Origin of the sequence: Henriciella sp., from assembly GCF_029936995.1 — a bacterium.
Classification (GTDB): Bacteria; Pseudomonadota; Alphaproteobacteria; order Caulobacterales; family Hyphomonadaceae; genus Henriciella.
This window is the reverse complement of sequence record NZ_JAPYRE010000006.1, coordinates 180,743-206,125: the sequence shown is the minus strand read 5'-3', so window position 1 is coordinate 206,125 and position 25,383 is coordinate 180,743. Positions and strand designations below refer to the sequence as shown.

Annotated in this window: 18 protein-coding genes; 3 read left to right on the top strand and 15 right to left on the bottom strand. The window is 58.1% G+C overall.

Going from position 1 to position 25,383, the window contains the following annotated elements; all coding sequences use genetic code 11:
• Positions 1-5: 5 nt before the first annotated feature.
• Genes Q1K31_RS14060 through Q1K31_RS14050 form a run of 3 tightly spaced genes read right to left on the bottom strand, consistent with a single transcriptional unit; the run spans position 6 to position 3,742 of the window.
• Positions 6-992 (bottom strand): HupE/UreJ family protein, encoded by a 987-nt coding sequence (locus Q1K31_RS14060; protein WP_300380840.1) that lies wholly within the window; start codon positions 990-992, stop codon positions 6-8.
• Positions 989-1,816 (bottom strand): peptidyl-prolyl cis-trans isomerase, encoded by an 828-nt coding sequence (locus Q1K31_RS14055; RefSeq protein WP_300380836.1) that lies wholly within the window; start codon positions 1,814-1,816, stop codon positions 989-991. The genes Q1K31_RS14060 and Q1K31_RS14055 overlap by 4 nt, the downstream gene beginning before the upstream one ends.
• Complete coding sequence (locus tag Q1K31_RS14050; protein WP_300380834.1) at positions 1,817-3,742, bottom strand: DUF3604 domain-containing protein; 1,926 nt, start codon at positions 3,740-3,742, stop codon at positions 1,817-1,819. It lies immediately after the preceding gene.
• A gap of 117 nt (positions 3,743-3,859) precedes the next feature.
• Between Q1K31_RS14050 and Q1K31_RS14045 the strand changes: the two genes are divergently transcribed.
• The gene (locus Q1K31_RS14045) at positions 3,860-4,543 is read left to right on the top strand and encodes a Crp/Fnr family transcriptional regulator (RefSeq protein ID WP_300380832.1); all 684 of its coding nucleotides are present in this window, start codon (positions 3,860-3,862) and stop codon (positions 4,541-4,543) included.
• A 23-nt stretch (positions 4,544-4,566) separates the two neighbouring features.
• Here Q1K31_RS14045 and Q1K31_RS14040 read toward each other — a convergent pair whose 3' ends face one another.
• The 4 genes from Q1K31_RS14040 to xylB form a co-directional block, all read right to left on the bottom strand.
• The gene (locus Q1K31_RS14040) at positions 4,567-6,516 is read right to left on the bottom strand and encodes a sialate O-acetylesterase (protein WP_300380829.1); all 1,950 of its coding nucleotides are present in this window, start codon (positions 6,514-6,516) and stop codon (positions 4,567-4,569) included.
• Between the two features lie 107 nt (positions 6,517-6,623).
• On the bottom strand, positions 6,624-7,274 hold the full coding sequence (gene fsa, locus Q1K31_RS14035) for a fructose-6-phosphate aldolase (RefSeq protein ID WP_300380826.1): 651 nt from the start codon (positions 7,272-7,274) through the stop codon (positions 6,624-6,626).
• 10 nt (positions 7,275-7,284) lie between these two features.
• Positions 7,285-8,628: a xylose isomerase gene (gene xylA / locus Q1K31_RS14030; protein WP_367187589.1), complete on the bottom strand. Its 1,344-nt coding sequence runs from the start codon at positions 8,626-8,628 to the stop codon at positions 7,285-7,287.
• A 1-nt stretch (position 8,629) separates the two neighbouring features.
• Positions 8,630-10,084 carry a xylulokinase gene (gene xylB, locus Q1K31_RS14025; protein WP_300380823.1) on the bottom strand — a complete coding sequence of 485 codons (1,455 nt, stop codon included), beginning with the start codon at positions 10,082-10,084 and terminating at the stop codon, positions 8,630-8,632.
• Positions 10,085-10,391: 307 nt separating this feature from the next.
• Between xylB and Q1K31_RS14020 the strand changes: the two genes are divergently transcribed.
• Entirely contained in the window at positions 10,392-11,813 is a 1,422-nt protein-coding gene (locus Q1K31_RS14020) for a sugar porter family MFS transporter (RefSeq protein WP_300380821.1), read from the top strand.
• Between the two features lie 58 nt (positions 11,814-11,871).
• Here Q1K31_RS14020 and Q1K31_RS14015 read toward each other — a convergent pair whose 3' ends face one another.
• The 4 genes from Q1K31_RS14015 to Q1K31_RS14000 all read right to left on the bottom strand — a co-directional run bounded on the left by Q1K31_RS14015 (position 11,872) and on the right by Q1K31_RS14000 (position 17,457).
• The gene (locus Q1K31_RS14015; protein ID WP_300380819.1) at positions 11,872-12,579 is read right to left on the bottom strand and encodes a DUF6445 family protein; all 708 of its coding nucleotides are present in this window, start codon (positions 12,577-12,579) and stop codon (positions 11,872-11,874) included.
• Between the two features lie 68 nt (positions 12,580-12,647).
• Complete coding sequence (locus tag Q1K31_RS14010) at positions 12,648-14,996, bottom strand: glycoside hydrolase family 3 N-terminal domain-containing protein (protein ID WP_300380816.1); 2,349 nt, start codon at positions 14,994-14,996, stop codon at positions 12,648-12,650.
• A 141-nt stretch (positions 14,997-15,137) separates the two neighbouring features.
• Positions 15,138-16,169 (bottom strand): LacI family DNA-binding transcriptional regulator, encoded by a 1,032-nt coding sequence (locus Q1K31_RS14005; RefSeq protein ID WP_300380813.1) that lies wholly within the window; start codon positions 16,167-16,169, stop codon positions 15,138-15,140.
• A 148-nt stretch (positions 16,170-16,317) separates the two neighbouring features.
• Positions 16,318-17,457 carry an endo-1,4-beta-xylanase gene (locus Q1K31_RS14000; RefSeq protein WP_300380810.1) on the bottom strand — a complete coding sequence of 380 codons (1,140 nt, stop codon included), beginning with the start codon at positions 17,455-17,457 and terminating at the stop codon, positions 16,318-16,320.
• Positions 17,458-17,601: 144 nt separating this feature from the next.
• Here Q1K31_RS14000 and Q1K31_RS13995 point away from each other — a divergent pair, with 144 nt between their 5' ends.
• A complete protein-coding gene (locus Q1K31_RS13995; protein ID WP_300380807.1) occupies positions 17,602-19,326 on the top strand; it encodes a glycoside hydrolase family 43 protein in 1,725 nt (574 codons plus the stop codon).
• On the opposite strand, the gene Q1K31_RS13990 is transcribed toward Q1K31_RS13995, so the two are convergent.
• From Q1K31_RS13990 to Q1K31_RS13975, 4 genes are read right to left on the bottom strand one after another with little or no spacing between them, the layout of a single operon-like run.
• Entirely contained in the window at positions 19,327-20,853 is a 1,527-nt protein-coding gene (locus Q1K31_RS13990) for a tryptophan halogenase family protein (protein ID WP_300380805.1), read from the bottom strand. It lies immediately after the preceding gene.
• Between the two features lie 10 nt (positions 20,854-20,863).
• A complete protein-coding gene (locus tag Q1K31_RS13985) occupies positions 20,864-22,384 on the bottom strand; it encodes a tryptophan halogenase family protein (protein ID WP_300380802.1) in 1,521 nt (506 codons plus the stop codon).
• Positions 22,374-23,711 carry a tryptophan 7-halogenase gene (locus tag Q1K31_RS13980; protein ID WP_300380799.1) on the bottom strand — a complete coding sequence of 446 codons (1,338 nt, stop codon included), beginning with the start codon at positions 23,709-23,711 and terminating at the stop codon, positions 22,374-22,376. Before Q1K31_RS13980 ends, Q1K31_RS13985 begins: the two co-directional genes overlap by 11 nt.
• Positions 23,708-25,216, bottom strand: a complete 1,509-nt coding sequence (locus tag Q1K31_RS13975) for a tryptophan halogenase family protein (RefSeq protein ID WP_300380797.1) — start codon at positions 25,214-25,216, stop codon at positions 23,708-23,710. Before Q1K31_RS13975 ends, Q1K31_RS13980 begins: the two co-directional genes overlap by 4 nt.
• Positions 25,217-25,383: the final 167 nt, after the last annotated feature.

Sequence of the window (25,383 nt, the reverse complement as noted above, 5' to 3'; positions counted from 1 at the left end):
CCATTTCAAACAGTGGGAAAAGACACGACGCGCTCTATCAGCCAGGCGGTCCCGGCCACACCAATGAAATAGGCTGCAAGTGTGCGGCAGGCCTGTTGTGCGCGTTGCATGAGCATCCAGAGGCCGCCGGCAATGGCAATGATGAAAGCCACGAAGACAAGCTGCCCGGCCTCCACACCGAGATTAAACAGGAGCAGCGCCCAGACTTCCTGATTCTCCGGCAGTCCAATCTCCGAGAGTGCCCCGGCAAAACCGAACCCGTGTATAAGCCCGAAGCCAAATGCGATCAGCCAGGGCACACGGCCTGTCAGGGCTTCACGCCCGGCTTGAAGCGCCAGGGCCTCACGCCCGAGTAGAATGATGCTCAGTGCGATCACAGCTTCCACAGGTGGTCCCGGCAGGGTGATCCCGGCGAGCGTCGACAGGGCCAGCGTGATCGAGTGCGCGACCGTGAAAGCCGTGATTGTCGCAAGCAGCTGGCGGGGCCGGACAACGAGGCAGAGCCCCAGCACGAAGAGAAGGTGATCGAAGCCGAAGATGATGTGTTCGACGCCAATCCTGAAATAGGCCAAGAGCGGAGCTGCGTTCCGGGAGGTGCCAAGATCGAAGACAGCCTCAGTCGGGCGCAGGACTGCCGAGATGGGAGGCTCGCCGGCACGGTTTATCTGGACGAACACATCCGTCAAAGTGCGGTCCAGACCCTCGATACGGATCTCTCCATCCGTCAGTGGACAGGTTATTTCCCACCGCTCTATGACCGCCGTGCCCGCGGCCTTGAGGCGTTTCTCCCCACTCTCGCAACCTGATGGGAACACCGGGGCCAGGCGCAGGCGGCGGCCATCCTTCAAGGGCTGCTTCCAGAGGACTTCGAAAACCCCGGGCTCGCCCTCGGCAAGTTCCAGATAGGCGGGATTGACCTCATGTGCGTTCGCCGGGCGTAAAAGCCCGGTGCCCAGCAGCATGATTAGGCACAGGACGCGCAGAAAGCTCATTCACTCGCACCGTCAGCGATCACGACATCGTACTGATCGACAATTGACTGGACTTCCTTCGCAGTGCGTTCACGCTGTCCTTGATTGCGCCAGTCGGCCTCCACAGCCGGGCGGATATCCTCAAGCGGGGGGCGGTAGGCGTCGGTTTGCTTGCGCACCCGCACCAGGTGAGTGCCAAGCGCAGACCGTACAGGTCCGTGCCAGGTATCTCCTGCTTCAAGCGCCTGAACGGCCTGCGTGAAGCCGCTTCCGAAAAGCCGGGTAATCTCACGGGCAGGCAACTCGCTGTACTCGCGCTGCAACATGAAGGGTTCGCCCAGGCTGCGCCAGTCAAAATCAGCGCCATTGTTCAGTTTATCGAGCGCATCTGAAATCTTCGGCGCCTCAGCGTCTGTGAAGAAGACATGCTGGAAAGACCATCTCGCAGGCTCGGCAAACCTGTCTTCATGCTCTTCAAGCCAGCTTTCCAGCACTTCGTCAGATGGCGGCTCCATCTCATCGAGATCAGACAACATGAAGCGCATTTTCTGCGCGAGCCTCCGCTCGATCACCGTATCGCCTTCGGCCATGCCGAGCTTGCGCGCCTCACGGGCAAGTGCCTGTTGCTCCACATGGTCAACGAGCATACCGCGCATATCGCGCTCGCCGGGCAGGCTGCCCGCCTCGACGGCATAAAGCTCAGCCAGGCGCTCGAGATCTGCCTGCGAGACCACGATCGTACTCTCAGCAGACCGGCCACGTTCACTGAGCCAGGCATGGCCGAGGAAAATCAGCCCGGCCAGCAGGACGAAATGAACCAGGGGCTCACGGACAAGACGATGCATCTATTTGCCCGGCGTATACCAGATGGGAGAAGTATAGGCGCGTTCCTGAAGCGTCTTTGGACGGTCCGGACGGGGCGGTGTACCGTTTTCAAGGGCTTCCCAGGTCGACCAGCGGCAGGTCGGGTTCTCCAGAACCCGGACATAATAGCTTGCCCGCTCTGACGGATCGAATGCCGGGTCGCTCCACATTGCCTTGAGCTCTGCAGCGCCGTCGCTCTGCGGTTCACACGTTGCAAGGTCAACGCTTGCACCATTGTCAGGGCAGCGATGTGTCTCGGGGTCGGGCTCGCCTTTATGGCAGGCAACGTCATAGACCTGTTCACCGGCCGCAGTCACCTTGACCACCTGAGCGCGCTGCAAGGGAGCAGCGTTCGCATCGCGCTGTGCCCAGACGAGGAAGCTCGGCGTGCTGCTGCCATCGCCGACAAGATCACCGCCCATTGTGATGCCCGTGTCATAAGCCTTTGAAACAAGGTCCGGATCGCTGACGAGACCGGGCTCGAAGTCCAGGCTCGCAAAAAACCGGACTTTCATGCGTGGCCCTGTCGTGGCGAAGGTTTCCTTGCGGCGGAAGGCATCGAAGATGGATTCACGAGTATTGGCTTCAGCCCACACCCCGGTCAGGCCGGCTGCAGACCAGCGGGAAAACCATTCATCCGCATTCCTCGTGATGGAGTTGTCCGGCTGCTCGTCCCAGCTTTTCGCTGGCGGAAACGGGATCGACCCCCTGGCGGCCGGCACACCATCTATAATACCGACCTTTGACCAGTAGTCGTCTTCGGCATAAGCGCCGCCGACGACATGACTGTCTGAAGCGCCCACCATGCCAAAGCGGAACGGGTTGAATCCCTCATCTTCCTCGAGTTCGAGACCACGGCGATAGGCCTGGCGCACATAGCTGCCATCCGTGGCCGACACATTGTAGCTGCCCAGCAAGCGGTCATAGATCTCGAAGTCGGCCCACTCATCATTTGGCGACAGATCAGGGTGGGTTTCCGATGTGCCCTTGACCTGAGTCACTTCCACAAGTGGTTCATTGCGCATGCGCTGGTCGGCATAGGCAGCAGACAGCGGCTCGCCCTCATAGGTTTCCAGCTTGAACATCTGGCCATCAGAGACATTCGGGTTATGGGGAATGGCAATCGACTCTATGCCATCGGCCCTCTGCTCATCCATCCAGTCCCAGAGGTCTTCCGGATTGGTCGAGTCGAGCGTGGAGAAAGCCCTGTCAGGTGCAGCGTCCCGGAAGAATACATTCCGGTGCAGGTTGCCACCGCCAAAGCCGGCATCGTCCGGCCTGGTGGTAACAGAGGTGTACTCATAGGCTGCAAAGGTCGTGAAGACGCCTGGCTCATAATACCGGTCGGCAGCTTCGATATTCTGCTGCCAGACCGATTTCATAAGCGGGCGGTCATACATCTCCTCGATCCGCTCGCCCGAGCGTACGGAGGAGCCAACCTCGTTAAAAGCTTCTGTGATTTTCTCGGGATCAGTCGAGAACATGTCTTTTGCGCGCGGCAGGTCGCTTAGCTCCGTGCCGGACGTATTCATGGCCGGAAGAATGCCGAGATATTCCGCATGGTCCGTGACAGCGTAGAAATCCAGCGGGCCACCGGCAATCGTCATGTCAAAGCCAGACGGGTGCTTGACCGTTTCGCCCCTGGCAAACCGGTAGGCATCATCGGCGGTGCGCCGGACATTGAAAATATAAGCATCGAAGCTGTTACGTGTGTGAATATGCAGATCACCGAAATAGGCGTTGCGGGTCTCAACGGGCTCGATCTCCGGTTTTTCTGCCTCTTCGATTGTGGCCTGCGCGTCAGCTGCGGGCTCAATCGTGCTGCCACCGCCCTGTTCGCCAGCCGAACAGGCCGCAGTTGCGAGCCCCATGGCCAGAATGGATAGCTGCTGTGTACGCAATTTCATCAATCCCTCCCTGATGGCCGGCTTATTCCTTGGCCCTTTTGTCCAGTTCTGTCTGGAGCTTTCTCGGAAAATAGCAGGATCGGATGGACAAGAATGTCAAATATGCGACATTCTTGTATGAGCGACCTTCCCGGCTTCAGGGTCACCCCCTTCCTCAGTGCGCTATCTGCCGACATGATCGCCCGACTGTCAGACGCCGGGTTTCGCCGGAAATTCCGCGATGGCCAGCTTGTCCACAGTCGTGGTGACACATTGCGCGGCATTTCCATTATCGAGACAGGCGGTGCCCAGGTCGGCATATATGGACCGGACGGCACTTTCATCCTGACGTCCTATCTCGGACATGGACACACGTTCGGCGAGTTCACGGTCTTTACCGAGCTTCCCCGAACCCATGATGTGTCCGCGGTGGGAGAGACCACTCTCCTCCAGATTTCGGCCAGCCGCTTTCTCGCCATCTGCGATGAAGAACCGGCCTATCAGAGAGCCTTGCTGGTCACTTCACTGGTGCGGGCCCACCGCCTTCTTGAAATGCTGGATGCGCTCCAGCGTCTGCCCTTGCTTGAGCGGACAGCGAAATTCCTGCTTCTTCTTTCCCCGGAAAACACCACAAGCCCGTTGTTGCGTTTCAGACAATCAGACCTAGCATCCAGCCTCGGCGTTTCGCGGGCTTCCCTGAACCGCGCGTTGGGCGAACTCTCAACCCTCAAACTTATTGAACCGGGCTACAGTCAGCTACAGATTATCGACAGGGAGACCCTGCAATCTTGGCTCTTGAGCCGGAGCTCCAAGCCCCGCTAAAAAGGAGATAATCCTGAGATATTCTACCGCGCAGGCACTTCAACCTGGAAAGGTGTCACAGGCACATCGGCCGAAGTGAACAGATTGCAAACTGGCGCATCTCCCCAGCAATAACGGATCTCGCGGGGATCGGCAGCCTTCTGCAAGTTCACAAGAACCTGCCTCCCCTCGATGCGGGCATCTGCCCAGGCGCAAACGCCGGACGTGTCGCAAACCTCAAACGCATTGGGGGCATTGGACCCGATCACCTTGTAGCGGCCTTCAGGAAGCGTGATCTTTATCGTGTTGCCGTCAAACGCGACACTTTGCGGCGAAGCGCCATCTTCATGCCCACTGGTCTGCTCCATCAGGATGCTCAGAATACGGCTGACGCGCTCTGCCACCAGCAGTTTGTTGGCGGGATGAATGTCTGTGCGGTCACCAGCATCCAGCGTGACAGCAAGACCGGTTTGCGGGTCAGACAGCGCCACTTTCCGTTGGGCCTCGCGGATGCCAGACCATCCGGAATCAACGGGCGTATCCGGCATGGCACCATAGACCGGCAACTGTACGATAACAACCGGCAGGTCCTTGCCGAAATAATCACGCCAAGTGTCCATCAGAGCTTGCAGCAATGGCTGGTATTCGTCTGCCCGGCCTACATTACTTTCACCCTGATACCAGATCGCAGCCTTGAGGCTTATTCCGGCAAGCGGCGCGATCATGGCATTCTGGATGGCCGTATAACCTGTGACAGTTTCCCAGGGCGGGCGCGGGCCGCCTGAATCCGGCTGGTGGACCACCCGGTATTGCCAGTCGTCACCAAGTGGCAGGGTGTTGCCATTCCCGAACTTCAACGCGATAGCTTCGCCCGGCCCCATCATGCCACCCTGCCCATAAGTGTTGAGCACATTGATCATGATCGTGTTGGAGCCAGGCTTCAGAATGCCTTGGGGGACATTATAGGTGCGATGGTCGCTCCAGCTCGATGTCGAGCCAATGAAGTGTCCGTTGACCCAGGTTGCATCTGTATCGTCGAACAGGCCCAGCGAAATTGACGCTGCTCCATCGGCCTGCGCTTCTGTGAGTTCGACCTCCCGGCTATACCAGAGCCGACCGTAATGATTTTCCGTCTCCGGGTCGTCATAGACCTTCCAGTCTGGAAAAGTTTCGGGAACCGGATTCCAGTCTGCATCTTCAGACGTGCTCGCCCAGGGCGTACTGCCATGCGCTTCCCGCCACCAGGATTCCCATGTCTCTCCAAAGCTTGCCATCGCTGCTTCCGGGTCTTTCCGGTAGCTTTCCAACAGGCCGAGCTGTGCGCCATGGATACCAAGCGGCTCCATCGCTTTGGCAGGTAACCATGCCTCAATCTGTGAACCTCCCCAAGACGCATCAATCAGGCCGACAGGCACATCACTGTCAGCACGCAGCTGGCGCCCTGTGAAATAACAGACGGCTGAGAAGTCTCGCACCACGTCAGGGCCTGAGACTGCCCAGCCAGCCCCATCGGGCAAATGCGCCTGCGGCGTAAGCGCGGTGCTTCTGGGGACGGTCAGCAGACGCAGCTTATCATCCTCGCTTCCGCTGACGGCAGCGTCAGGATTAAGCGCGCGGTAGACCGGGTATTCCATGTTGGACTGACCGGAGCATAGAAGCACATCACCGACCATGACATCGGTGAGTTCCAGCCGCCCGTCGCTGTCTTCCACGCTCAAAGTGTATGGTCCGCCGGCTGGTACTGGCTCCATCATTGCCTGCCAGCGGCCATCCTTGTCCGCCTGCGTCTGAAGGCTTCTGCCGGCAAAGGTGATATCGACAGCCGAACCGCCTGCCGCCAGACCGGCTAGTGAGACCGGTTTGTTTCGCTGGATAACGGCATGGTCGGTATAAGGCCGCTCAAGTGTGGGTTCAGCCTGTACCGGCTGTCCGGACACGAGCCCGAAAGCCAACGGGAAAAGCGCAGCGGCGGCAATCAGCGGTTTCGGGCGCATCAGTCCTATCCTTTAACAGACGGCCACCCGGCAACTGCCCGCCGGGTGGCCAAGTATCGTTGAAAACCCCGGAGGAAATGGATCAACAACGACCGTCAAGGCCTGGGTCAGACCTTGATTCCAGCTTTCTTCGCATCGGCCAGGAACGCATCGAGCCCCTTATCTGTAAGCATATGAGTAGCAAGCGAACGAATGACGGCAGGTGGTGCCGTGACGACATCCGCTCCGATGAGCGCGCACGCTTTCACATGCAGCGGATTGCGGATCGAGGCGGCAAGAATCTCGGTTTCGAAACCATAGTTGTCATAGATGGTGCGAATATCCCCGATCAACTCGGTGCCCTCGATATGAATATCGTCGAGCCGCCCGATAAAAGGCGAGATATAGCTCGCCCCGGCCTTGGCCGCGAGGAGCGCCTGATTGGCTGAAAAGCACAGTGTTACGTTCGTTCTGATGTTCTCTGCTGTCAGCTTCCGGCAGGCTTTCAAGCCCTCAAGCGTCAGCGGCAATTTCACCACAATATTCGAGGCAATTCCGGCAAGAGAGCGGCCCTGGCTCAACATGCCGTCTTCATCTGTCGCAATGACCTCGGCGCTCACAGGGCCATCAGTCACCTCGCAAATTTTCGCGACAACCTCCCGGAAGTCCCTGCCTGACTTACCGATCAGGCTCGGATTGGTGGTGACGCCATCGACGAGACCAAGCTCATGCAGGTCACGGATGGCATCCACATCGGCTGTATCGACAAAGAATTTCATGATCGCTCTCCTATTTCAGGCTGCGATTGATGAGATTTTCGAGATATTCCTGGCGCCCGGAGGTGTGCTTGCCATTGATCCCGGCTGAAGCGGCATGGTCTGCAATGCTCTCAAGGCTGGCATCATTGGCCAGCATCTTCCGGCCCAGATCGCCCTTCCAGCCGGCATAGCGCTCATCCTTGAAAGCCTGTATATCGCCGCGCTCGATGAGGTCTGCCGCGCTCAGAAGCGCACGAGCAAGCGCATCGGCCCCGCCAACATGCGCATAGACCAGATCGATCTCGTCGGAGCTCTGGCGGCGCACCTTGGCGTCGAAATTGAAACCGCCCGTATCGAAGCCGCCTGATGGCAGGAGCTCGATCAGCGCCTGCGTGATATCGCGGACATCCAGGTTGAACTGATCGGTGTCCCAGCCATTCTGATAGTTGCCCGTATTGATATCGATCGAGCCCATCATGCCGTGTGAAACGGCGGTTGCAACCTCGTGCGAGAAGCTGTGGCCCGACAGCGTCGAGTGGTTCGGCTCGATATTCACGTGGACCTCGCCCAGCAGATCGAAGCGGCGAAGGAAGCCGTGAATGGTCGCCACATCGAAATCATACTGGTGATACATTGGTTCGTGCGGCTTCGGCTCGATCAGGATCTTACCCTGAAAGCCGATCTTGTGCTTGTGCTCGACAACCATGCTCAGGAAGCGGCCAAAGTTTTCAAGCTCACGCGATAGGTCAGTGTTGAGCAGCGTGTCATAACCTTCACGCCCGCCCCAAAGGACATAGTTCGCCCCGCCGAGCTTATGAGTTGCCTCAAGACAGTCACGGATCTGGCGTATTGCACAGGCGGCAACTTCCGGGTCTGGATTGGTGAGCCCGCCCGCTGCATAGCGGGGATGCCCGAACAGTTTAGCCGTACCCCAGAGGAGTTTCACGCCTGTTTCTTCCTGATAGCGGGCAAGATTGTCGCTGGCGCGCTTGAAATTGTTCGATAGTGCGTCCGGCGTATCGGAGGCTTCCGTCACATCTTCATCGTGGAAACAGTAGAAGGGCAGGCCAAGGACCTTGAAGAAGTCGAAGGCGGCCGCCATGCGGGCATCGGCAGCGTCGCGGTCATTGGCCGGGTTCTGCCACGGGCGGTTGAACGTCCCGGCCCCGAAGACATCAAAGCCGTCCCAGCAGAAGGTGTGCCAATAGCAGACCGCCATGCGCAGATGGTCTTCCATACGCTTTCCGAGGACCTTCTGGTCCTTGTTGTAGAAGCGGTAAGCAAGCGGGTTGTCACTGTCAGGCCCTTCGAACGTGATGGGCGCCATGTCAGCGAAGGGGGACGGCTTACCCGGGACTGCATTACTATCTGCCATTTCAATCTCCTGTGAATTCCGGGGACAGCGCCTGATAGAGCCGCGTGAATTTCACGCGTTTCTCGTCCAGGCGGTCCATGTCGTTGTCTTGCGGCTCGATCACGTTGATTGCGCGCGGGGCAGCAAAAGCCTCGTCAATCGCACCCTTGACCTGTGAGAAGCGGGCCAGCCGGGCGGCCCCCAGTGCAGGACCGGTTGCGGCCCCGTCGCGATACACGAGCGGGCGCTTGAGAACGCCAGCGAGAATGCGCCCCCAATAGGAAGATTGTGAGCCACCGCCAATGACCGAGATCGAATGCACATCAATTCCTGAGGCCAGCAGTGCGTCGAAGCCATCCGCCATGCCAAAAGCAACACCTTCAAGCACGGCCTGAGCCACCTGCCCTTTTGAGGAGTCGTGACCAAGTCCGAACAGAACACCACTCGCATGCGGGTTGTTGTGCGGCGTACGCTCACCCGAAAGATACGGCAGGAAGACTTCCTCACATGCGATTTTTGCATCCTGGCTGGCCAGGTTGATCAGCTGCTCAGCCGTCTTCGTGCCGGTTAACTGGCAGGCCCAGTCAAGGCAGCTTGCCGCGCTTAACATGACTGACATCAGGTGCCAGCGCTCCGGCAAAGCGTGGCAGAAAGCGTGGGCTGCAGAGCCCGGATTGGAGCGGAATTCTGTTCCGGCAACGAAAATTACACCTGATGTGCCGAGAGACAGGAGCGCGTCGCCTTCGTCAACAATGCCGGCACCCACGGCGCCCGCCGCGTTGTCGCCGCCGCCAGCTATAACGGGTACACGGTCCATCCCCCAGGCTTCAGCTGCTTCGCGGCGGAGTATGCCGGTCTCTTCAATGCCCTCATAAAGTTCCGGCATCTGGTCAGTTGTCAGTCCGCAGGCTTCGAGCAGCGGTTCGTGCCATTTGCGTCCGGCAACATCCATCCAGAGCGTGCCAGCCGAGTCCGACATGTCGGAGGCAAGCTCACCGGTCATCCGTAGGCGGACATAGTCTTTCGGCAGGAGAACCTTGGCGGTCCTGGCGAACACTTCCGGCTCTTGCTGGCGCACCCATTCGAGCTTTGGCGCCGTGAATCCCGGCATGACGAGGTTGCCGCCCCTGGACACAAATTCAGGCTCACGCACTTGCAGGTCCGCCGCTTCGGCATGGCTACGACCGTCATTCCAGAGGATTGCGGGACGAAGAGGTGTCAGGGAGTCGTCGAGCAGCGTCGCCCCATGCATTTGCCCGGACAGTCCAATGGCGCGTACGCCGTGTCTATGCTTCACGCTGAGGCCAGCGATGGCCATGTTGGTTGAGGTCCACCAGTCCGCTGGATTCTGTTCAGACCAGAGCGGTTTCGGCCGTGAAATCGGGACCTCTGCACTACTGGAATCAACCACCGCGCCGGCCTCGTCCATCAGGACGGCTTTCACACTCGATGTACCGATATCAATTCCCAGAAACATACGTTCCGGCTTCCTTGCCCTCTGCCGGCATAATGAGCGCCGGTTTTTTGTCTTTATATTGATACCGCTAACATCACAAAGAGTGGTGGACAATAGCCCGACGGATTATTTTGCGATGGGTCCTGGGTATTCTGCCTGTCATGATGATCTCAAATCACTCAATCTCCTCACTGGACCGCAAACTTGATGCTTATCGGGAAAAAGTCTTTGACGTAGACGAAACGTGCGGTAGCCTCGAAATGATAGCCCTAACATTGAGGCTGCTAAAGAACCAGAAAGAGTCCTCATTTGAGGAACGGGAGGAGACATGACGGATACCACAACGGCGAAAAGCCGTTTCGAGGGTGATTTTGCCTTTGTTCTGCTGATCAGCTGCGTCGCGACCATCGGCGGCTTCCTGTTCGGCTTCGACAGCGGCGTGATCAACGGAACGGTGGACGGATTAAGCGCGGCTTTCAACTCGGATGCCGCCGTGACAGGCTTCAATGTCGCATCCATACTTCTGGGCTGTGCGGTTGGCGCTGCAGCCGCCGGTAAACTCTCCGACATGTTCGGCAGGCGCACGATGATGATCGCTGCGGCGATCCTTTTCATCATAAGCGCCTGGGGGTCGGGAATTTCGGGCTCCTCGCTTGAATTCGTTATCTACCGGATCATCGGTGGGCTGGCCGTTGGCGCCGCAAGTGTCATGGCGCCCGCCTATATTTCCGAAGTCGCCCCAGCCCACATGCGCGGACGCCTGTCCTCTATCCAGCAGGTTGCGATCATTTCAGGCCTGTTCGTAGCTTTCCTCAGTAATTTCGTGATCGCCAATGCAGCAGGTTCTGCCTCCAATGAATGGATGTGGGGCTTCGAGGCATGGCGCTGGATGTTCTGGATCGAGCTTATTCCAGCCGGTATCTTTTTCGTGGCGCTGCTCGCGATCCCGGAAAGCCCGCGCTATCTCGTAGTGTCCGGGAAGAAAGAAGTTGCCCAGAATATTCTCGTACGGATATCGGGGCAGAACCGTGCCGCCGGCAAGGTCACGGAAATCGAAGAATCACTTGCCCGTGACCATCAGCCCCGCATCGCCGATATCTTTCGTGGCGGGTCGATCCTTCGCCCGATCATCTGGGTCGGTATCGGCCTGGCCGTATTCCAGCAACTCGTCGGCATCAACGTTGTCTTCTATTACGGTGCTGTGCTCTGGCAGGCCGCAGGTTTCACAGAAAGCGACGCACTGGCCACGAATGTGCTGTCGGGAGCACTAAGTATCGGGGCCGTGGCTGTGGGCCTTCTTCTGATCGACAGGATCGGACGGAAACCCATGCTGCTTATCGGCTCGATCGGCATGGCCATCACACTCGGCCTTGTTGCTTTCTCATTCTCAACCGGCGCGCTTGTGGATGGCAGCCTGAAGCTATCAACCTCCATGGCCCTGCTCGCGCTGATTGCGGCCAATGCCTATGTGATGTTTTTCAATTTCTCCTGGGGACCGGTCATGTGGGTCATGCTGGGCGAAATGTTCCCGAACCAGATCCGCGGCTCCGGCCTGGCTGTTGCAGGCTTTTTCCAGTGGATCGCGAATTTCCTGATCACATGGAGCTTCCCGGTCTTGCTGGCTGCACCTGCAATCGGGCTCACCGGGGCGTATGGCCTGTATACTGCTTTCGCGATCATCTCGATCTTCTTCGTTGTCTGGGCCGTGAAGGAGACCAAGGGCAAGGAACTGGAAGACATGCAAGGCTAGACTGCTTCATTCCGCGCTTCATAAAGGACGGCAGGGGCTTGGCTTCTGCCGTCTTTTTTCATGCCCCGCGCGGGCCACGCTGGAAGAATGTGTTAAGCGTCAACCGCCCGGTGCGCGGATCGTCAGACAGCGGCAAGTCCTCCGGAATAAGCCCGGAATGCAACAAGTTGCCGCGATAGACCAGGATACGGTTGAACGTGCAGGCATAGTCGCGAACACGCTCGAAATGCGGCGAGGCCCCCGGATAGCGCGCTGGCGGCTCGCCTGTCTCAGCCAGCTCTGTTTTCAGGGATTCAGTATATCCGGCATGACGTTCAGCCGTGAGCGATTCATAACCTGTCGCGACATGCCTGAAGAACCCCGTCCCCCCGGTTTCAGGCCCGCAAAGATAGTGCAGAATCGCGACGAGATCCGGGCTCGTCCCGTCGATATGCGGCAGGCGCTGGTACAGGACCAGTTCTTCAGGCGGGGTCGTCACCAGCGAAAAATCACAGCCCGCCGGCTGCATTCCTTCACTCTGCCAGCCAAAAACATCGCAGATCAGCCCGCCATATGTCCGCCCGACCGCGTCGACATATGCGCGAGGGCCCGGCGTGCGCACGCCGGGATAATATGGCCCGCGTCTGGAGAAAACGCCCTGGCTGGCGGCTGTATCGATCAGTGTCCCAGCGCCCGGTATTGCCTGATCTATGATTATGACAGGATTGCGCTCGCGGCCAATCTCCTCGAGCCGTACTTGCGGCTGGCTGCCGGCATCAGGCTGCACGCTTTGTCTCCCGGTCTGCCCGTCCGCTGTCAGCCTGACGCCCCGCAGGGCATCAGGCAAGCATCGTTCTATTCGACTGTCAGGGTCACGCTCTGTGTGTCTGCCGAGCTTGTCCCGGTCATGATCTCGAACGCGCCGGGCTCGACAACACGCTCCATGTCCCGGTTCCAGAAACGCAAATCGTCTTCGCCGAGCGTGAATGTGACCGTGCGGGTCTCCCCCGGTGCAAGCGTTATCCGCTCAAAGCCACGCAGTTCCTGTACCGGCCGGGTCACGGAAGAAACGACGTCGCGCAGGTAAAGCTGGACGACCTCGTCACCAGCCACATCGCCTGTATTGGTCACATCGACGCTGACCGTGACCTCTCCATCAACCGGGATGGAAGCATCCGAGAGCGTCGGCGCACCATATTCGAACGTAGTATAGGACAAGCCATACCCGAACGGGAAAAGAGGCTCGGTGGTATCGAAAAGATAGCCCCTGAGCGCGCTCGGCTTGTGATTGTAGACGAGCGGCAACTGGCCGACATTGCGCGCAATCGTGACCGGCAACTTGCCGCCGGGATTGGCATTGCCGAACAGGATATCGGCCATCGCCGTGCCGCCTTCCTGACCAAGATACCAGCCCTCGACCAGTGCGTTCGCCTGCGCGGCAACGTCCTCTACACCAAGCGGCTTGCCGTTGATGAGAACAACCGTAACCGGTTTGCCGAGCGCGAACATGGCCTCGGCAAGCTCCTTCTGTTCGCCGACAAGCTCGATATCGGTCCGGTCGCCAAGATGCTGATTGTCCCAGCCTTCACGGCTGGTGGCCTCAGTCCCGCCGATCACAAGAACAATCGCATCGGCGCCTTCAGCAACCTGCTTTGCCTCTTCGATCATCTGAAGATTTTTCTCCCGGTCGGCGAGAATGATCTCGTTTTCCCACCAGTCGCCTTGCGAGGTTATTTCGACGCCAGGGTGATGTACAATATTAAGGGCATCGTCTGCCTCCGCCTTGATCCCGTCGAGTACGGTGAGCACGCGCGTGGGCACATCGGAATACCCCCCAAGCCGCACAGCATCAGCATTCGGGCCGATAACCGCCAGCGTACCCAACCCATTCTTGTCGAGTGGTAGCATTCCGTCATTCTTGAGCAGCACGACGGACTTGCGAGCTGCCTCTTCAGCCAGCGCACGAGCCTCGGCATTGTCGGTAACTTCCACGGCATACTCTGCGTCGGCGTAAGGATCCTCGAACATGCCTGAGAGGAACTTGATCTCCAGCATCCGGCGAACCGCCTGATCGATCTCCGCTTCGGTGACGAGGCCTTCTTCAAGCGCTTCCGGCAGCAGCTTGAAAGCATTGCCATCCGGCAGATCGAAATCGACACCGGCCTTCAGGGCACGCACAGCCGCCTGCTTCATGTTGGGCTCGACCCCGTGCAGACGCACAAGGTCATCAATGCCCCAATAATCACTGACAACCGCGCCTTCGAAGCCCCACTCACCGCGCAAGACATCATTCAGCAGCCAGCCATTCGCATGTGAGGGCACACCATCAATCTCGTTGTACGAAGCCATGACGCTGTGAATGTTCGAGTTTTCGACAATGTATTCAAAGGGCGGGAAGAATACTTCCCTGAGCAAGCGCTCGGAAAGATTGGAAGGGCCGACATTGGTGCCGCTTTCCGGCTGCCCGTGACCCGTCATGTGCTTGAGGGTCGCAAAGACCTTGTCATCGGCCAGGGGCAGGCTCCGGCCCTGAAATCCGAGCACGGAAGCCAGCCCGATCCGTCCGGCAAGGTATGGATCTTCGCCATAGGTTTCCTCGATACGCCCCCAGCGCGGGTCACGCGCAACATCCACAACCGGCGAGAGCACCATGTGCGGGCCGCGGGCCCTGATTTCACGCGCAACCACGGAATAGATGTCTTCGATCAGGGCCGGATCCCAGGTTGAGGCAAGGCCGATTGCCTGCGGGAACGATGTCGCCCCACGTGCGGCATAGCCGTGGAGCCCCTCTTCGTGGAACAGGACCGGAATGCCAAGGCGCGTCTCTTCGACAGCATATCGCTGGATCGCATTGACGAGCTGCACGGTCTCCTGCTCATCGCGAAATGGCTCTTCAAGGGGACTCGATGCCCCCTGCAAATCGTTTGGACGGGCAAAATGCCCGATTCCGTCAGGGTAGAGATTTTTTGCTTTTTCAGGATCAAATCGGCCCTGTTCGTCAAACAGCTCGGTCTTGGCGGTCCAGACGGTGGTAATCTGGGCAATCTTCTCTTCAAGCGTCATGCGTGAAAGAAGATCGTCCACGCGCTCCTTAACGCTCAGCTCTGCATCCATGTAAGCCGGCGTTTCAGCGGAAGCTGTCTCAGCAGAAGTCTGGCCCTGGGCGAGACCGGCCTGCCCGGCAACGAGTACGCCTGCGGCCAAGATCGCCGCACCGCTTCTGAAAATAGACCCGAACCGGCACCTTTCGCGGCTTTGCAAACTGCCCATCGACTTCTCTCCCTGTATTTATGATAGGGCTAACATAAATACAGGGAGAGAAGTCTGTAAACCGTTTTTCCGGCGCTATCCGCGTTCGCTCAGGCTCTCACGCTCGATGATCTGGATATTGTTATTGATGAGATGCAGCGGCTGACCATTCCAGTCACTGCTGGTAACTTGCGAGATGATATCGACAGCATCCTGCGCCATTTCAGCAATCGGCTGATGCACAGTTGTCAGCCGTGGCCAGATCGCAGCTGCAATGGCTGTATCGTCAAAGCCGACAATCGCAAGCTGTTCGGGGACCTGGACAGAGCGGCGCTGTGCGGCGGCAATCACGCCGGCTGCCATGTCGTCGTTACTGGCAAAGATGGCTGTCGGCGGAACATCCAGATCAAGCATCCGGTCACCAATATCCATACCGGACCGGAAGGTGAAGTCGCCCTCAAAAACCAGCGCCTCATCAAATTGAATGCCCGCCGCTTTCAGGGCCTGTCTGTACCCATCATGACGCTGGCCACTCGACGGATGATCAAGAGGACCACAGATAAAACCAATGCGGTCATGCCCCTTCTCAATCAGCAAGTCAGTCATTCTCTGCGCCGCAGCGGTATCATCAAAAACGACTGTGGACTGACTTTCAGCCGACTCCGTATTACCAAGCAGGACAGTAGGAAGGCCGAACTCCTGAATCAGCTTGAGGAGCGCCGTGTTGCTACTCAGGGGTGGTGCCAGGATCAGGCCATCCAGCCGGATCGTACTCAGGCGTTTCACGATTGCGGACGTATCGGAGTCATTCTCGATATCGGCAAGGTCCTCGATAACAAGATGATGGCCGAGGTCGCGGCAATGCTTCAGGGCGCTGACCAGGAGCGCGCTGAGATAGCTGGGACTGGGGTTATAGTAGGCCAGGCCGATCAATTTCGAACGGCCGCCCGCCAGCCCTCGCGCCATGAGATTGGGCCGGTAGTTCAACGCCGCGATGGCGGCCTCAACTTTCTCGCGTGTCGATTCCTTGACGAGCTTCTGCTTGTTCAGCACCCGCGAGACAGTCATCTGGGAGACGCCGGCTTTCTCGGCGACCTCCTTGATGGTAATTGGCTGACGCTTGTTCAATGTTCTTTCGTCCAATCCGCATGATTACAGGTATATGCCTGTAACTAGTCCGCTACAGTGATGGCAAGAGCCTTCACCGTTAGCGTGAACAAGTGCTGAAGACTGAACGTTTTGATGCGAAGAACCCGCGAAACTGACCTGATTGCGGTCAGATCGGCTCTCGATACGCCGCGCCCCGCAAGGAATCGGCGATAGCCGTGCGCATGGACTTGGCCTTGTAATTCTCGTCATAGACGGTCGGCCGTTTCAGCACGCCATCCGTTCGCGGAAGGAAGTCCTGGAGCCAGTTCTGGTCATCCACCATGCCCCAGATCAGCACCTCCTTTAGCTGCGGATAATCCAGCATGAGGTCAAAATAATCCCGTGTGTAATCAGCGATAAGCCGGTCACGATATGCGATGTCAGGCCTTAGATCCGTGTCGTTGACGTCGAACTCGGTGATGTAGAGTTCCAGCCCCATACCCGTGATTTCATCGCAAAAAGCGATCCAGTTCTTCTGCTTTTGCCGGGTGAACTCGTCCGGCATCTCATAATTGGAATGGCTTTGCAGGCCGACGCCATCAATGGGGACATTACGTTTCTTCAACCCCTCCAGCAGCCGCAGGACACCTGCCCGATGGGCAGCGCTGGTCGATTCCCAGCTCATGAAGTCATTATAGACCAGCCGCGCATTCGGTGCGTTCTCCTTTGCGACGGCGAAGCAGTGATCGATGAGCTGCTCTCCCATTCGCGCTGAAAGCGATGTCTGCCGGAAGGCCCCCGTCTCTTCGTCCACGGCTTCGTTCACCACATCCCAGGCATAGATGAACGGGTCATAGCGCTGAGCGATACGCGCGACCTTCTGCTCGACAAACTCAGCCGTTTCAGAAGCAGATTCGAATTCGAGATCATTGACCCACTGGGGCGACCATTTCTCACGATGCCAGAGCAGTGTATGACCTCGCATGGTAAGGCCATTATCCTTTGCGAATGTGACAAGCCTGTCAGCCGGGTCGAAATTAACCGTCCTTGGATCAGGGTAGATCGTGTACCATTTGTGCTCGTTTTCGGCGACCATGGTGGCGCATTCGCGCCGCATGATGTCCTTGTAGCGCGCATCATCAAGCTGCCCGGCCCCCATGGCAGATCCGAACCGGACACCCTTCTTGCCAGCCAGCTCATGCAGGGGCGTGGCCGACTCTATATCTGCAGCTACCCTCTGAGGTGTTGCGCTACAGGCCCCGGCACCGAGGGCCGCAGAGGCACCTGCCCCCAGCTTCAAAGCATCCCGCCGTGTAAAATCCGTCATTGCAGCCTCCCGTCCGCATGGCCCGTTCATGATCCGGGCTTGGTTCTTTCATTATTTATGGTAACGCTATCATTCAATTATCGTCTGCGTCTACCCGCTGGTTGACCAGAAGGACAAAAAAATCACCAGGGAGGCTGATGGATCATGTCCAGCCGAGTTCTTTTATCACTTGCTGCTGCCATTGCAGCTACAGCGTGCGCTGGCGACCCCGCATCTCAGGCTGAGCCTGTTAAGGAGGACATCTCTATCGCGCGCTTCGACTGGTTCGAATATCGCGGGGATGACCCGGCCTTTCGTGACCCTCCAGGCCCGGGCGGTTATCTCAATCCGGTTCTGGCCGGGTTCTATCCTGACCCGAGCGTTACGCAGGCAGACGACGGCTTCTACCTCGTCACCTCGACCTTCGGCTATTTCCCCGGCATCCCTGTCATGTACAGCAGGGATCTCGTGAACTGGCAGCAGGTCGGCAACGTAATAGATCGGTCGGGGATGCTCGATTTCGACGATCTCGGCCTGTCACGCGGGGTCTTTGCACCCACGATCGAGTATCATCAGGGCACTTTCTATGTTGCCAATACATGCGTCGATTGCGGCGGTAATTTCATCGTGACGTCCGAAGACCCTGCCGGGCCGTGGTCCGATCCGGTCTGGCTGCCGGAAGTTGGCGGGATCGATCCGTCCCTTTTCTTCGATACGGACGGAAAAGTCTGGCTCATGAACAATGACGCACCGGAGGGCGGTTCGACCTATGAGGGACATCGCGCCATCTGGATCAGGGAAATCGACCCGGAGACGTTTCAGCCAGTGTCCGAACCCGTGATGATTATCGATGGCGGTGTCCGTCCCGAAGACAAGCCCATATGGATCGAGGGGCCGCATATCTACAAGCTCGATGGCTGGTACTATTTGAGCGCGGCGGAAGGCGGCACAGCAATCGACCATTCACAGGTCGTGCTGCGCTCGAAGTCGATAACCGGCCCTTACACCGCGCATGAAAAGAACCCCATCCTGACCCAGCGCGACCTGTCTGCCGATCGCCCCAATCCCATCACATCAGTGGGCCATGCCGACCTCGTACAGGATGCAGCAGGCGACTGGTGGGCAACCTTTCTCGGCGTGCGGCCCTATGAAGGCGACCATTACAACACCGGCCGGGAAACTTTCCTCATGCCGGTCGCGTGGAAGGATGGCTGGCCGGTTATCACCGAAACTGGAGAGGAAGTTCCCTATAGCAGCAAAACACGACCGGCAGGCTTTGAACCGCTTACTGAAGTCACACCGCTATCCGGCAATTTCGTGCTGCGTGAAGAGTTTGAGGGCGATGCATTGCCCCTGCACTGGATGACCCTCCGCGTCCCGGAAAGCCCCTGGTGGTCGCTGCCTGATGGGGCTCTCGAGATTGAGGCACGCCCCGTCTCGATCGGCAGTGGCAAACAGCCCTCCTATCTGGGCCGGCGTCAACAACACCAGAATGCCGAAGTGACCACCTCACTCACTTTCGCCCCCGACAGGCCAGGCAGCGAAGCCGGTATCGCCGTGCTCCAGAACGACAATCATTTCTATGCGCTGGGTCTCGGCAAGGCCGCTGACGGCTCTGCGATTATCACACTGCGCAGAAAGGCAGGCGGTGAAGCGCCCGAAGGCGGCGAGGAGATTGCGCGCGATATGCTCACCCCCTACCCAGACACGTCTCTACAACTTCGTATCCAGGCACGCGGTGATGTCTATGACTTCGCCTACCGTCCGGACGAAAGTGATGAATGGACAACTATTGCCCGGGGACTGGACGGCAAGCCGCTCAGTACACGCACGGCGGGTGGCTTTGTCGGTGCTACATTCGGTCTCTACGCAGAAGCCATGCCGCGCTGATCAGACCTTTATGGGATCATCGGCAGCACAGTTCTGTGCAATATAATCGGCATGTTGCGGCATGTGGCCAGCTGACGTCTCGATGACGGAGCGGATATTGGCAATGCGTTCGGCCGTTTCAGCTGGAGACTGCACATCGGCAACCGGGTCATATGCCTCCGGACGGATACGCTGGCCAATCATGACAGAGAACCAGCTCGTATCGTTGAACAGCTCGTCATTCTCACGGAAGATGCGGCCATAGCTCCTGAACAGGCGTATCTTGTCGGCCAGATAATCCGGAATCTCCATGTTGCGCACATAGTTCCAGAACTCTGAATCATCTCGTTCTGTGGCGTGATAATGCAGGATCAGGAAGTCCCGGATACGCTCGAACTCGAACGTCGTGATCCGGTTATAGCGGTCAATGTCCGCCTGATTGAACTCCCGGTCCGGGAACATCTGAAGCAAGCGGCCAACACCTGACTGTACAAGGTGAATACTGGTCGACTCCAGTGGCTCGAGAAATCCGGCAGACAAGCCGAGCGCGACAACATTCTTGTTCCAGAACTTCTTGCGATGGCCTGTCCTGAAGCGCAGCGACCTCGGCTCGGCTGTTGGCTTCGTATCGAGGTTATTCATCAGCGTATCATGAGCCTGCTCGTCGCTCACGAAGTCACTGGAATAGACATGGCCATTACCGGTGCGGTGCTGCAGGGGGATACGCCACTGCCAGCCTGCCTCCCGCGCAATCGATTTTGTATGCGGAACAAGCGGCCCTTCACCCCGCTCGGTCGGCACGGCAATCGCCCGGTCGACCGGCAGCCAGTGAGACCAGTCATTATAGCCTGTTTCCAGCGCGCCCTCGATCAGGAGGCCACGGAATCCGGTGCAGTCAATAAAGAGATCAGCCTCGAGATTCTGCCCGTCTTCAAGGTCGATCGAAGTCACAAAGCCGGTCTCCGGGTTCTGGTTGACGTTCGTGACCTTGCCTTCAACACGCTCGACGCCTCGATTTTCGGACTCCGCACGCAGATAGGCAGCATAAAGCGTCGCATCGAAATGAAAGGCATAGGCAATCTTGGAAAGCGGCGAATTGCCCGCATTAACCGGCCGCATGAATTTCGCCTGGCGCGCGGCAAGCGCCTGTAGCGAATACTGCTCGGTCGTCTCCGGCGCATAATCCTTGCCGTGATGCTTCAGGAAAAAGGCATGGAAGGAGACCCCGTCCATGTCGAGGCCATAGGGCCCAAAGGGATGGATATAGGAATCTCCGAGCCTGCCCCAATCCTGGAACTCGATACCAAGCTTGAAAGTCGCACGTGTTTTCCGGATGAAATCGGTCTCGTCGATGCCGAGAGTCCGGTTGAACGTTCCGATCTGGGGGATCGTCGCCTCACCGACGCCAACCGTCCCGATCTGCTCGGATTCAACCAGCTGAATCTCGCAGTAATCGTTCTTGAGCAGCTTGGAGAGTGCGGCGGCCGTCATCCATCCGGCGCTTCCCCCGCCCACGATCAGGACTTTTCGAATACGGTTGATCTGCATGGCATCCTTCTCAGGCTGTCAGTTTCTCTGCGGCGCAATACCGGTCGATATAGGCCTGGTGGGTGGGCATGCGCCGGGCGACATCATGAATGGCCTGATGCACATGCCGCATGGTTTCGAGCGCTTTGGCAGGGGCGACCGTATCAACCATCGGGTCCCAGGTTCGCGGCATAATCCCCTGCCCCAGCATGACTGCAAGCCAGTTGGACTCCCCGAAGAGTTCATCCTCGAACCGGAATATACGCCCCTTCGAGCGGAATAGCTCGATCTTGCGTTCAAGACTGTCAGGGATGTCCATGTTGCGGACATAGCGCCAGAACCCGGTATCGTCGCGTTCGGTTGCCTTGTAGTGCAGGATCAGGAAGTCCCGGATCTGCTCGAACTGCATGGCCGTGAGCCGGTTATATTCATTGCGCTCGACCGGCGCGAAACCACGGTCCGGCATGAGAGCAATGAGCTTAGAGATACCTGCCTGTATGAGGTGAATACTGGTCGACTCCAGCGGCTCCATAAAGCCTGCCGACAGGCCGATGGCGATACAGTTCTTTTCCCAGAAACGCTCCCGTCGTCCGGTCGTGAACCGGAGCTGCCGCGGCGATGCGGAAGGCTCACCATCCAGATTGGATAATAGTGCTTCGGTCGCTGCATCATCGCTCATGAACTCACCACAATAGACATGACCATTGCCGGTGCGATGCTGCAACGGGATACGCCACTGCCATCCGGCCGGGCGCGCTATGGCACGGGTATAGGGAAGCGGGGCATGCTGGCGGTGGCTCGGCACGGCAACCGCACGGTCGCAGGGCAGCCAGTGCGTCCAGTCTTCGTAGCCAACACCCAGCGCCTGTCCGATCAGAAGTGCACGAAAGCCAGTGCAGTCGATAAAAAAATCGCCCTCAACAGTTTGCCCGGAGCCCAGCTTGACATGCTCGATAAAGCCGTCTTCGCCGCGCAAGCCCACATCGACGACCTTGCCTTCGATACGCTGTATACCGCGCGCTTCGGAATATTCACGCAAGTAGCGCGCATAGAGCGTCGCATCGAAATGGAATGCATAGGCCAGTGTCGAGAGCACAGAATGCGGATCATGGCCCGGTGTCAGGAACTTTCCGGCTTTCGCCGCCACAGCGGACAGGCAGAACTCCCCGAGCGGCGGAATCTCCTGCTCGCGGGAATATTTCAGCCAGAACTGGTAGAATTTCACCGCTTCGATATCGAGACCGAACTCCCCGAACGGGTGCAGGTAGGAATGGCCGGGCCTGAGCCAGTCCTCGAATTCGATGCCAAGCTTGAAGGTGGCCTGTGTCCTGGCCACGAAATCGTTTTCGTCAATACCTAGCAGCCGGTTGAAGGTATTGATCGGCGGAATTGTCGCCTCACCAACGCCCACTGTGCCGATATCGTCAGATTCGATCAGCCGGATACGGGTCTGGCCATTGGCCATGAGCCGGGATAGCGCAGCCGCCGTCATCCAGCCCGCCGTGCCCCCGCCCACAATAATGATATCGCGCAACCCGTTCTCAGACAGCATTCGGCGCCCCCTGTTGTATCGACAAGAGGTGGTCTAGGTATTGCTGCTGGTCCGGAAGGCGTGAAGCGGCCTGTACAATCGCCCTGCGAAGCCCTTCATAATTGCGCTCGACCGCCTCGAGAGGCGCGGCAAGCGCCAGCGGTGAGACGCGTTCAGGCAGAAAGCCTGCTCCTATAAAAGCTGCGATCCAATCCTGTTCGGAATAAAGCTCATCGTCATAAGTGACAGGCCGGCCCCGGCTCACAAACTGCTCGGCCTTGCGGGCAAGTGAGGGGGCTGAATAGCGCCACAGCCCTGCTTTTTTCAGCGATGTCAGGGCGAGAGCGTCGAAATCGGCGACATTGTCCATCATCCGTGTCGCCCTGCGATTGTATTCAGCAGCGACAACATCAACTGCCACATTTTCAGCAGGCAGCAGGCTGGCAAGCAGGTCAAGCTGGGCGTGGAGAAGCAGAAACTGGGGTGAATGCAGCCCCGGCAACTGACAGGCCGAACCACCAAGCGAAACGGCATTGCCCCGCCACGGCGCTTCAGACCGGCCTGTCCTGCATTCTCCGCCCGCTGAAATCCCAAGCCTCCGGGTCACAGTCGGCTTGCGGGGGTGCAGGCAGATGGAAACCCCGTCCGCAAGGCGCTGGACCGTATAGACAGAAAGGTTGCCGGAAGGCTCTTCTGAGACCTCTTCATCAACAGAGAAACTCTCCGGCAAGTCCGGCCAGGAAACCCAGTTTCCTCGGCTTTCCCGCCCCGTACAATCGAGCACCAGCCAGGGGGACACTTCCTCAATGTCCTGTGCCGAGGCTTGCATCACACCGGCCGACAGCGCTTGCGCCCGAAGACAGGCGCCAAAGGCGGTACCTTCAAGGGTATAACCATAATCGAAACTCGACTCGATGCGTTTCGGATCTGGTGACGGATGGACGAAGCGGCCGGACCGGGCAAGCTCGGCGCCAAATGAGTAATGATCGAAAGGCGCTGCAGCATCCACATCCATCATACGCATCCAGAAATGATGGAAAGGAACGGAGTTGGCCGGCACACCATATTGGCCATAGGCGAGAGTAAAGGTCTCTTGCGCCCTGATTTCGGCACCCAACAGGAAGCTCGCCCCCGCCTCTCGAAAAAGTATCTCCTCTGTCAGTCCAAGGGACGAAAAAAAGCGTTTTGTCTGCGGAGGCGCGACAAGGGCAGACGGCTCAGAGGTCCGATGTTCTGCCGATGGCGCGATCACGACATTGTCCACCAGTTTATCCAGAACGCGCCTGACATACAGGCCAGTAGCCCAGGCTTCGACCGTATCACCAAGGATGAAGACAGTCCGGCTCATGAGGGGGCCGCCATACGAGGCTTGCAGTATGATTTCACGGCATCTTCATGAGCCGCACAGGGGTCGAGTTTACGCTCGATCTGCGCAGGCAAGTCGAGCATCTCATTAAGGCGCGCCTCATCCATTGCGTCCGCCCGCGGGTCACGACCCTGCGGCATGACACGCTGGCCAAGATACACCGCAACCCAGCTTGGGTGCAGGAACAGCCCGTCCTTGTACTCCTGCACAACGCCGCGTGACCGAAAGAGCTCGATTTTCTCCCGCAGGCTATCCGGAATGCTCATTGTGCGGACATAATTCCAGAAGTCTGAATCATCACGCTCGGTGACATGATAATGCAGGATCAAGAAATCCCGAATCCGGTCATATTCGAGTTGCATGACCCGGTTGAATTCCTCGATATCCCGCGTATCGACTCCACCACTTGGCATCAGCTCTGCAAGTGCGGTTATTCCTGCCTGAATGAGATAGATACTTGTCGACTCCAGTGGCTCAAGGAAACCGCTTGAAAGCCCGATTGAGACGCAGTTTCCCACCCATTGCTTCGGGCGCATGCCGGCCTTGAAACGCAGGAATTTCGGGTCGCCAAGCGCTTTGGCTTCCAGAGACCCCAGCAGGATGTCCGCGGCTTCGTCATCGCTCATGCAGTCGCTGGAATAGACGTGCCCATTGCCTGTTCTGTGCTGAAGGGGGATACGCCATTGCCAGCCTGCCGGCCGGGCGGTCGCGCGCGTGTAGGCGACACTTTCCCCGGCCATTTCGCACGCCACGGCAATTGCCCGGTCACATGGCAGCCAATTCGACCAGTCATCGAATTCTGCGCCCATCTCCTTGCCGATCAACATGGCCCGGAAGCCTGTACAGTCGATAAACAATTCGCCTTCCAGCCGTTCGCCGCTTTCTAGTGCCAGCGCCCTTATGTCACCGCTATCGCCATTCCGTTCGACCGACATGATGCGCCCCTCGATACGGCGCACTCCATTGGCCTCCGAGAAACGGCGCAGATACTTCGCATAAAGGCTCGCATCGAGCTGGTAGGCATAGGAGAAAGTCGACAGCAGGTTGTCCGGGTCTGTAGAGGGAAAGTCGAACTTCCCACGCTCACTCATCCGCACGGGCAGGGAAAAATCATCAATCCGCCCAGCCCGGCCCTCCGCATGCAGACGATGCCAGACATGGTGAAAAGGGATTTCCTGATCTGCGGGGCCATAATCCCCGAAGGGATGAACATAGGAATCGCCAATCCGCGCCCAGTCACGAAACTCGATGCCAAGCTTGAACGTCGCGTTGGTGAAAGCCATCAGCTCGCGTTCGTCCAGCCCCAGAGTTCGATTGAAGAAACGCATGTGAGGCAGAGTTGCCTCACCGACACCAACAGTGCCGATCTGTTCGGATTCTACGAGACAGATATCCAGGCCAAGCGGGCCGAGAAGCTTGGAAAGTCCGGCAGCTGTCATCCAGCCAGCCGTACCACCACCCGCAATAACGATCCTTCTGACCTGCATACTCTCTCCCTCTATGCCCCATTCAACCAGAGAGCAGATGTCGTTGCACCCGCCAATTCTACTCCGGTATATGGCCGCGCCTGTCGAGCCGCGGCGGAAGGGTTGCCTTCTGGCCACAAATCGCAGGCTTTTTACAAAACATAAAATTAATTCTTGATAGCGCAAAC